The organism is Shewanella sp. AS1 (assembly GCF_021412565.1).
In the GTDB taxonomy this organism is placed as follows: Bacteria; Pseudomonadota; Gammaproteobacteria; order Enterobacterales; family Shewanellaceae; genus Shewanella.
On sequence record NZ_JAKCLJ010000012.1, the window covers coordinates 69,316 to 79,647 of the forward strand.

Genomic DNA, 10,332 nt, shown 5'->3' on the forward strand with positions numbered 1-10,332 from the left:
AGAGGGTCTGTTTAAGACAAGCAGAATAAAGGAAGCAGTGTTATGGCAAAATTACGTTCAGCTACTAGTACCGAAGGTCGCAATATGGCGGGAGCCCGGGCCCTGTGGCGTGCAACCGGGGTGAAAGACAATGATTTTGGTAAACCTATCATTGCCATAGCAAACTCCTTTACCCAATTTGTGCCCGGCCATGTGCACCTGAAAGACATGGGATCCTTGGTGGCCAGTGCCGTCGAGGAAGCCGGTGGCATAGCCAAAGAGTTTAATACCATAGCCGTGGATGATGGGATCGCCATGGGGCATGGTGGCATGCTCTATAGCCTGCCATCGCGGGAGCTGATCGCCGACAGTGTCGAGTATATGGTCAATGCCCACTGCGCCGATGCCTTAGTCTGTATCTCCAACTGCGATAAGATCACCCCAGGCATGTTGATGGCGGCACTGAGGCTCAATATTCCTGTGGTATTTGTCTCCGGCGGCCCGATGGAAGCGGGTAAGACCAAGTTGTCGGATAAACTGATTAAGCTGGATCTGGTGGATGCCATGGTCGCGGCGGCGGACGATCGCGTGTCCGATGAGGACAGTGAAAAAATCGAGCGCAGCGCCTGTCCCACCTGCGGCTCCTGCTCGGGCATGTTTACCGCTAACTCGATGAACTGTCTGACCGAGGCTTTAGGCTTGTCCTTGCCCGGTAATGGCTCCATGCTGGCAACCCACAGCGATCGCCGCGAACTGTTTTTAGAGGCGGGTCGCCGGGTGATGGTATTAGCCAAACGCTATTATTATCAAGATGATGAATCGGCCCTGCCGCGTAATATCGCTAACTTTAAGGCATTTGAGAATGCCATGGCGCTGGACATCGCCATGGGCGGTTCGAGCAATACCGTATTGCACCTATTGGCGGCGGCGCAGGAAGCTAAGGTGGATTTCACCATGAGTGATATCGACCGCATGTCGCGTAAGGTGCCGCACCTGTGCAAGGTCGCGCCCTCGACGCCTCAATATCACATGGAAGATGTGCACCGCGCCGGTGGCGTGATGGGCATTCTCGGTGAGCTGAGTAGAGCGGGTCTGCTGCATACGGATGTGGCGCATGTGGCCGGTGATAGTCTGGCAGATGTGCTAGCCAGATACGATATCGCCCAGAGTCAGGAGCAAGCCGTGCATCAATTTTATGCCGCCGGTCCTGCGGGCATTCCCACCACTAAGGCCTTTAGCCAGAGTTGTCGCTGGCCCAGTGTGGATCTGGATCGCCAAGGGGGGTGTATCCGTACTCGGGAGTTTGCTTTCAGTCAGGAGGGGGGCCTCGCCGTGCTGTCGGGTAATATCGCGACCCATGGCTGCATAGTCAAAACTGCTGGCGTCGATGAGGCCAATCACAGATTCAGCGGCACGGCGCGGGTTTATGAGAGTCAGGATGATGCAGTCGCCGGTATCTTGGGCGGCGAAGTGGTTGCAGGGGATGTGGTGGTGATCCGTTATGAGGGCCCTAAAGGTGGCCCCGGCATGCAGGAGATGCTTTATCCTACTAGCTATTTAAAATCCAAAGGTTTAGGTACGGCCTGCGCTTTGATCACTGACGGGCGTTTTTCCGGCGGTACATCGGGTCTTTCCATCGGCCATGTGTCACCTGAGGCCGCGGCCGGTGGAGTGATCGCCCTGGTAAAAAATGGCGATCCCATAGATATCGATATTCCGGCGCGCTCAATCACCTTAGCCGTCAGCGATGAAGAGTTAGCCCTGCGCCGGGCGGCCATGGAGGCGCGTGGTAAGGGGGCCTGGAAACCGCTGCACCGCGAGCGCGCCGTGTCTCAGGCGCTCAAAGCTTACGCCCTGCTCGCCACCAGTGCCGATAAAGGCGCGGTGCGCGATGCCACTAAGCTGGAGGACTGATATGTTAGCGCTAGCATCGCAAGCTCAACTGGATTTGGCTCACTACTATCTGCAGAAGATCCTGTTGGCCTCCGTCTACGACGTTGCCAAGGTGACGCCACTCTCTAGCCTGAATAAACTCTCGGCGCGCCTTGGTTGTCAGGTATTTTTAAAGCGAGAGGATATGCAGCCGGTGCACTCCTTCAAACTGCGCGGCGCCTATAACCGCATCGCGGCACTGGATAGTGACGAGTGCCAGCGCGGCGTGGTGTGCGCCTCGGCGGGTAACCATGCTCAGGGGGTGGCGCTGTCAGCCTCAGCGCGGGGGATCAATGCTGTGATAGTGATGCCCCAGACCACGCCGGATATCAAGGTGGATGCGGTGCGGCGTCTTGGCGGCACTGTGGTGCTGCACGGTCAGTCTTTCGATATGGCCAACGCCCATGCTCAGCAACTTGCAGAGCAGGAGGGGCGAGTCTATGTGGCGCCCTTCGATGATGAGGCGGTGATCGCCGGTCAAGGCACTGTGGCCCAGGAGATGTTGCAGCAGCAGCGGGATCTGGAAGCGGTATTTGTACCGGTTGGGGGCGGTGGCCTGATCGCGGGCATTGCTGCCTATTACAAGGCGGTAATGCCTCAGGTGAAAATTATCGGTGTCGAGCCGGAAGACTCAGCCTGCCTTAAGGCTGCGCTCGATGCCGGCGAGCGGGTGGAGTTGTCACAGGTGGGTTTATTTGCCGACGGGGTGGCGGTGAAACAGATAGGCGCCGAGCCCTTCCGGCTTGCACGGGAATATGTGGATGAGGTGGTGACCGTAAGTTCAGATGAGATCTGCGCTGCGGTGAAAGATATTTTCGAAGATACTCGCGCCATCGCAGAACCGGCAGGGGCACTTTCGCTCGCAGGGCTGAAGAAAAAGATTGGCAGCGAGGGGCGCGGTCAGAAGGTGGCGGCAATTCTAAGCGGCGCCAATGTTAACTTTCACAGCCTGAGGTATGTGTCCGAGCGTTGTGAGCTGGGGGAGCAGAAAGAAGCGATTCTGGCGGTCAAGGTGCCAGAGCGTCCCGGCAGTTTCCTGCGTTTCTGTGAGCTGTTGGAAAAGCGCGCCATGACAGAGTTTAACTACCGTTTCTCCGGCCGTGACAGTGCCGTGGTGTTTGCCGGGATCCGTCTGACTCATGGTCAGAGTGAGTTAGATGAGATAGTCGCCCGTCTAGAGGGGGAAGGGTTTGAGGTGCAAGATCTCTCCCATGATGAGACCGCTAAATTGCATGTGCGTTATATGGTGGGAGGTCATCCGCCCGAGGTGCTCGAGGAGCGCTTATTTAGCTTCGAGTTTCCCGAGCATCCCGGCGCCCTGTTTAAGTTTCTAACCACCTTGCAGAGTAAATGGAACATCAGCCTGTTCCATTATCGCAACCATGGCGCCGCCTATGGTCGGGTACTGGCGGGTTTCGAGGTCCCCGAGCAGGATGCGTTGGCATTTCAGCAGTTTTTGACTGAGGTGGGTTTTGTCTATCAGGAGGAGACTCAAAGTCCGGCTTATAAACTGTTTTTAGATCGCCGTAGCTAACTTTCCTTTGTAAGCTTGCGCAGGGATGCCATTTTTTGTGTTATTGTGCGGCTAATAACGCCCCGCCTTTGTCGGCATGTTATAGGCGTTAATTATTTAAATAAGAATCAGATTTGATAGAGGAAATCAGATGTTAACAGCACCTAAAGTCAATTCGTTTAATCCTCCCCGCAGAATCTTAATGGGCCCGGGACCATCGGATGTGTATCCCGAGGTGCTGGCCGCACAATCGCGACCGACTGTGGGGCATTTAGATCCGTTGTTTGTCGGCATGATGGATGAGCTTAAAGCACTGATCCAATATGCCTTTCAAACCAGTAACCCGATGACGATGGCGGTATCGGCGCCTGGCAGTGCCGGCATGGAAACCTGTTTCGTAAACTTAGTTGAGCCTGGTGAGAAGGTGATTGTCTGTCGTAATGGCGTATTCGGTGAGCGCATGCGCCAGAATGTGGAGCGTGTCGGGGCCACCGCGGTTGTGGTCGATAACGAGTGGGGCACACCTGTATCGGTTAGCGATGTGGAAGCGGCGCTGAAAGCCAACCCGGATGCAAAATTCCTCGCCTTCGTTCACGCAGAAACCTCGACCGGCGCCCTGTCCGATGCCAAGGCGCTGTGCGCCCTGGCCAGACAATATCACTGCCTGTCCATCGTGGATGCGGTCACCTCTTTGGGCGGCGTTGAGCTGCGGGTGGATGAGTGGGGAATCGATGCTATCTACTCCGGCAGTCAGAAGTGTCTCTCTTGTGTGCCAGGCTTGTCTCCTGTGTCATTCTCGCCTGCCGCGGTTGAAAAACTCAAAGGGCGTAAGACGCCGGTGCAGAGCTGGTTTTTGGATCAAAGCCTGGTGATGGGCTACTGGAGCGGCGAGCAAGGCGCCGGCGGTAAGCGTAGCTATCATCATACCGCACCTGTGAATGCCCTCTACGCCCTGCATGAGTCGCTGCGCCTCTTGGCCGAAGAGGGACTGGAAAACGCCTGGGCGCGTCATCAAAACATGCATCAGCAGCTGCGTAGCGGGCTGGAATCCCTTGGGCTTAACTTTGTGGTGGCTGAGGCTTCACGCTTGCCACAGCTGAACGCAGTTTACATTCCTGAGGGTGTTGATGATGCTGTGGTGCGAAAGCAGTTGCTGGAAAACTATAATCTGGAGATTGGTGCAGGTTTAGGAGCCTTGGCTGGTAAGGCGTGGCGTATCGGCCTCATGGGTTTTGGCGCCCGCAGAGAGAATGTCGCCCTGTGTCTTAAGGCACTTGAAGAGGTGCTTAAATAGGCTTTGCCCTTTGCCCTTTGCCATAGGACAATCTTTGATTAGAGAAATCGGCTAGAGTAGAGCAACAGAACAGGAATCCTCGCGCGAGCGGGGATTTTTTTATAGCTGGCAATGAGACAATAAAAAACGCCCTGAATTAACAGGGCGTTTTGCTATTTATCAGCTAGCGATTTAGCGTTTTGCTGTTTGCACTCTTAGTGCAGCTGCTTGCGCTTACGTAGCCAGGCTAGAGGCAATGTCAGGAAGATCAACATTCCCATAGAGCCGCCGCTTGATTTCTTCTCTTCTTCAGGCTCAGCAATTACTTCAGGTTCCGCTTCGGCTTCTTCAGTTGCTTCTTCAGTTCCTTCTTCAGCTTCTGACTCAGCCGGTAGGCTTTGTACCGTAACAGTGACAGTCGTTGAATCACTCAGACTGCCATCAGATACTGTGAGTGTGTACTCGTAGCTGCCTGCACTCAGATCTGAGACAGTCGCTGTTGCGCTGTCAGCATTACTGATTGAACCAGGACCTTCCCAAAGGTAGGTCAGTGCATCGCCATCTGCATCCGATGATGTGCTGCCATCTAAGGTAGCCGTTTCGCCTTCATTAATTGACACTGACTGACTGACTGCAACAGGCGCATCGGCAACTGGTGTTACCGTCAGCTGGAAGCTGGTGCTAGCGCTGTCGCTGCCATTCTTACTGTCAGCCACTGTCACTGTCACTGTGGTTGTACCATTGAAGTTAGCTTCAGGCGTGATAGAGATCAGTGCGCCAGGACCATTACCATTGACCACACCAGAGATGTGCTCACCTGTGACAGTAATGATGTTGGCCGAGGTGTTCTCATCTGTATAGGCGACAACGATATCATCCAGTTGAGTATCCTCAAGTATGGTCTTATCGGTGATGTTACCTAGCTTGATATTGCTCGGTACATTCAGATTATGCTCAACCACTTCATCGGGCAGACCCGTTCTGGCTACATTGACTTTAATTGGTTCTAGATTGCCAGCGGCATTGTTTTTCACCATAACCTGGAAAGTCAGATCGAACTGAGTGCTTTCTGGGCCAACATAGTCATAACAAACCACTAGGTCATCTTTTACCTTAGATTCCAGATCATTAAAGGCGTACTGACTACCAATCCAGCCATTTTCTGGACCAAAGTCGCCACGGTAACCGTCGGTGCCATGAAGACCGATAGCACCTTTGCCACTTTGTGAGCCGAAATTGATGTTGTTGTAGGCCATGATAATTTCGAACTGACCTTCACCGTAGCGGTAGCCCATATTGTAGATAGCTTCAAAGTCATAGGAATCATCTCTGTCGGGATAAATGAAAGCCCCAGTGTCCGGGTCGCGAGCCTTATCCACGCTGCGAGCCTTATTCCATTGAACCACTAGGTTGCCGTCATCGGTGTAGGCGAACATGATCCCTGAATTATTGGCAACATCCAATGGTGTGGCTAATACGCTGAAGTCAACCAGACTGTCAGAGAGCTCCACGCCTCGCCAGAATGGCGCAATGATCGCATCCGGTGAACCTTGGAAAGCCATAGGGAAATGTTGTGGTATCTGCAGGTAATTATTATCCAGTTGCAGGTAGCCCATGGGACTGATGGTCAGCTGTGAATATTGACCGGTTGGTTCCTGGCTATTGTATAAACTGGTCGTTGTCCCTTCAGCGTAATACCAATCCAGTGGCAATACGACATTGTCATTAAAAACACCGCCATATTGAGGTTCGAAACCAAATTCCGCCAGATCCATAAATCCACCTGGGTTAGATTGGCCGAAGTCTGGCATCTTACACATAGGATTGTTGTCGCTGGTGGTAATTGTGTAGTCGCGTTTCCAGTGTGCAGAATCAGACTGTACCGTAGACAGAGTAAAGCCATTTTCGGTTTCGGTGATCAGGTCAGCAATCATTTCCTTAGATGCTTTAACTGAGCCTGGTACCAGTACCAGATTATTAGGCAGTACGCTGCTGATGCTCATGTCGCGGTCATAACCATCGAGGTTTTCCATTACATGCAGATGCATGTCAATAGTTTGTCCAACCAGCGCCTGAGTTTTGCTGCCTTTCAGTGTGACTTCATTATCACCACGGACTAAACGCAGTGGGATTTGGGCAAGATCGCCTACCTGGTTAGCATCGCTGCCAATATTGAGCATCGAATAATAGATATCGCCTTTAACCGCTTCAGGGATATTCCAAAGGACTTTGACATTGGTCTGACTCATGCCATCCAGCAGGCCTGGACCTTCGGCACTCATGGCTTCAGAGGTCTCATTACTCACAACCGCTGTTGCTACTTTGTAGGTATCAAAGGTATTGGCTGGATCGAAGAAGTTGTGTTGGTAGTTAGCAATCGCCACCCAATATTGACCAGCTTCTGGATTATTGATGTTACAGTAGTCAGTAGTGAGGTCAGATGTCGACATACAGATGGCTTCTTCGTTCCATTGAGGCTGACCATCACCGTTAACGTCATAACCAATCACAACATCGGCATCACCCGCCATCCACATCTCATCTTTGCCCGCTGTTGTGGCTGTACGTTCTAGCACTTCAACGATAAGACGAGATGAATTTTCTGGTACCTGAACAGTGGTAATTTGCACTGAGTCATCAGTAATTTCATGACTACATACGAAACTACAATAGTCTACCGATTGCGGCAGTTTGACTTCTCTTAGCTGCGCTTTGACCGGCGTCGTGGCCTGATAGGCAGGTGTCGACGTTTCGGCAAGCATCAAGTTATTGATACTGTGAATACCTTGATCGCGATTGGCCATAAAGCCAACCGATTCAGGTAAGCTACGATTGTCAAACTTAACAGAAACAGGCAAGTGAACAGCAGGAATATCCATCTGTTTAGGCACTAATTTTACCGAGCCCCAAGTTTCTACCTCAGAGTTACCTGTCTTGGTTTGGCTGTTAAGGATATTTGCCGTAAATACCACTGATTGACTTTCACCCGCTTTTAAGCTGAAGCTGGAAGGTACTGCGTTAAGCTCGACGCTGTACTCCTGAGTTTCGGTTTCTACCGTCCAGTCGCCATCACGAGCAGCGGTAAAGGTACGAATCCAAGAACAGTTTTCACGGCAATGGAGGTTAACCAGCTCCGGCAGGTTCAAGTTTCTGACGATGCCGCCATTGGCAGGATCTGCCTGACGGAAGTTTTCTACGGTTTCATTCATGATTAGGCCGCTATTAATCGCCGCCTGTACGTCGACACGACCCGAGCCTGCGCGATAGATCCCCGCATCCAGTAATTGCGGTGGATATCCACCTGCGCTGAAGCGCACATCATCGACAGCAGTCATCTGCATGGCGCTTTGGATTTCAGATGCACTCCAATCGGGATGAGCCTGTTTTACCAGGGCTGCGGCACCAGTAATATGTGGTGATGCCATAGAGGTTCCGCTCATCATGGTCCAATCACTGGCCCCAGGTGAGAATGTGAAAGGTTGATCGTCAGAGTTAGCCGCGAAAATATCCACACCGGGTGCGGTGATCATCGGGATTAAATGCTCTTTCACATAATTACTTGGACCACGTGAAGAGAAATCTGCCAAGATATCGGCTGTATTTTCATCTATGGTACGTTCCACATGGGAAGCCGTGATTTCAGCCTTGTGATAAGTTCCTGATGATAACCAGTTTTTAAGATAATAAGCATCCCAGTAGCCGATATGGATACCGGGTAAAGAATAGATATCATCAAATGTCATGCCATCGGGCACGCTGCTGTCAGACACTAGGTTTGCCAGAATAAAGCCACCTGCGCCGCCTGCTTTTACGTTTTCTGCCTTGTCTACACGGGCGATATCACCGCGATCACATAAAACGATATCTGTTGGTTGGAAAGTACCCGCAGGGAAAGGAGCGTTACAGGTATTCGAAGTGTAGCCATCATCAGGATTTGGATCAGGGTAATTTTCAGCGTAAACCACATCACCTACAATGCCGCCGCTTAAGCTTTTACCAGACATGGTGGATGGAATATAAGAGGTCGCGTCGCTGTCAAAGCCTGTCATTGATTTGCCGACATAAGCAATTTCACGACCAGTGCTTGAAGCTGCAACGTTGAGTAGCCAGGGAGAGCTGTGATCGATATAGCTGAAGATCTCTGAGCCATTATTCGATCCAGAGTTACCTGCCGATGCTGCAACGACAATACCTGCTTCATGGGCATTTAAGAATGCCTGTTCCAGTGAGCTTTCCCAAGGGGAGTTTTCCTGACCACCGATAGAGAAGTTGATTACATCCACGCCTGAGGCAACGGCATCTTCTACCGCTTTAACCAGCACATCGCCAGGACAGCCTGCATATGGGTCACCAGCATTGCCAGGGTAGCAGACCTGGAAGGCGACAATATTTGCATGTGGGGCCACACCAGAAACACGATCAAAAGTGAAGCCTGTGTCAATACCGTCACCTTCAACGCCAGAACTTTGTTGTAGTGGCGCATTGTTGATTATGTTACCCGCCGCAGTGCTGGCGGTGTGTGAGCCATGGCCTGCGTAATCTTCACCGAAACGGGGTCTGATCTGAACATTCTCTTCCCAGTAAGGCTTATTGGGATCTTGGAACTCATCGGCAGAGTAGGCATCGGTGATCTTGTCGTAGCTGAACACTCCGATTAATTTATCGTTACAGCGATCGGCAAATTCCGCTTTCTGACAATCACCGAGATAGTGACCGAACGGGTTAGTGACGATATAACCGTCATCTCCCTTCGCAGCAAAACTTGGATGATCGGTATTGATACCTGTATCTATGATACCAACGATCATCCCTTCGCCTTGGTAAGCGGTATTGTTGACGTTATCACCGCTCCAAACTTTATCAGCACCAATCCGAATTGGGCCGTAATCGGTTTGCAGCTGGTATAACTGACTCTTGGTAACGCGCTTTACTTGTGGCATTGAGGCTAATAGCTGAGCATCATGCTGTGACATGCGGGCGCTGAAACCATTTAACACCTTGCTATAGCGCATGCGTGGGTTCAGGTTGCGTCCTAGCATATTGCCTGCAACATTTATCACATTATTTTGTGCCTGGAGTAGCTGAGATTCATAACTGGCAGCACTTGGGCTTTTAAAGCTGGCAGCACTTAAACGTGCACTCTGTTTCTTGTTCTGTAATGTGGCACTTTTTTTCGAGTTTAGCTGCTGGCTGCGCTGATGCTTGACTAAGGTATCGCCATAAAGCTCAACAATGTAGTCAAATTCACCCACCTCATCGGCTTTGGATGGCTTGAATTTGCTGGCAGCGTCTGTACGTCTTAATGTCTGGTTAAGGCCGTTGTTCATCTTAACGCTATTTGCGCGAGCCCCAGAATTTTGTTGGATCTGTTGTAGTATTTCTTTGCTGGGCAGCTGGATTTTGTGTAGAGGTGAGCCGGAGGTCGAGTCGATCGACGCTATGGCGGATGTGGCCGCGCCAGCACTATATAGTGCGGCTAATGTGGCCAGATAGAGTTTTTTCTTATTCAAAACGCTCTCCCTTAATTCATTCGAGTTATTTTTGCTCCCAGTGCTCGAATACGTACCTCTACTGCTGTTAGTTTCACGGGAGCTGCACTGAAACTACAAAGAAGGAACTATGGGTACCAAGCCGA

Annotated in this window: 4 protein-coding genes; 3 read left to right on the forward strand and 1 reads right to left on the reverse strand. The window is 51.5% G+C overall.

The features are described from left to right. Positions 1 to 42: 42 nt before the first annotated feature. The 3 genes from ilvD (at position 43) to LZP69_RS14000 (ending at position 4,718) form a co-directional block, all read left to right on the forward strand. Positions 43 to 1,893 (forward strand): dihydroxy-acid dehydratase, encoded by a 1,851-nt coding sequence (gene ilvD / locus LZP69_RS13990; protein ID WP_234201339.1) that lies wholly within the window; start codon positions 43 to 45, stop codon positions 1,891 to 1,893. A gap of 1 nt (position 1,894) precedes the next feature. Continuing rightward, complete coding sequence (gene ilvA / locus LZP69_RS13995; protein ID WP_234201340.1) at positions 1,895 to 3,445, forward strand: threonine ammonia-lyase, biosynthetic; 1,551 nt, start codon at positions 1,895 to 1,897, stop codon at positions 3,443 to 3,445. 130 nt (positions 3,446 to 3,575) lie between these two features. Beyond that, positions 3,576 to 4,718, forward strand: a complete 1,143-nt coding sequence (locus LZP69_RS14000; RefSeq protein WP_234201341.1) for a pyridoxal-phosphate-dependent aminotransferase family protein — start codon at positions 3,576 to 3,578, stop codon at positions 4,716 to 4,718. 194 nt (positions 4,719 to 4,912) lie between these two features. Here the strand turns inward: LZP69_RS14000 and LZP69_RS16690 are convergent, their stop codons facing one another. Continuing rightward, positions 4,913 to 10,207, reverse strand: a complete 5,295-nt coding sequence (locus tag LZP69_RS16690) for a S8 family serine peptidase (protein WP_326490271.1) — start codon at positions 10,205 to 10,207, stop codon at positions 4,913 to 4,915. Positions 10,208 to 10,332: the final 125 nt, after the last annotated feature.

What these genes read in the sequence shown, in the direction of transcription:
- ilvA (WP_234201340.1), top strand. Translation starts at nt 1,895, where the DNA reads ATGTTAGCGCTAGCATCGCAAGCTCAACTGGATTTGGCTCACTACTAT.
- ilvD (WP_234201339.1), top strand. Translation starts at nt 43, where the DNA reads ATGGCAAAATTACGTTCAGCTACTAGTACCGAAGGTCGCAATATGGCG.
- LZP69_RS14000 (WP_234201341.1), top strand. Translation starts at nt 3,576, where the DNA reads ATGTTAACAGCACCTAAAGTCAATTCGTTTAATCCTCCCCGCAGAATC.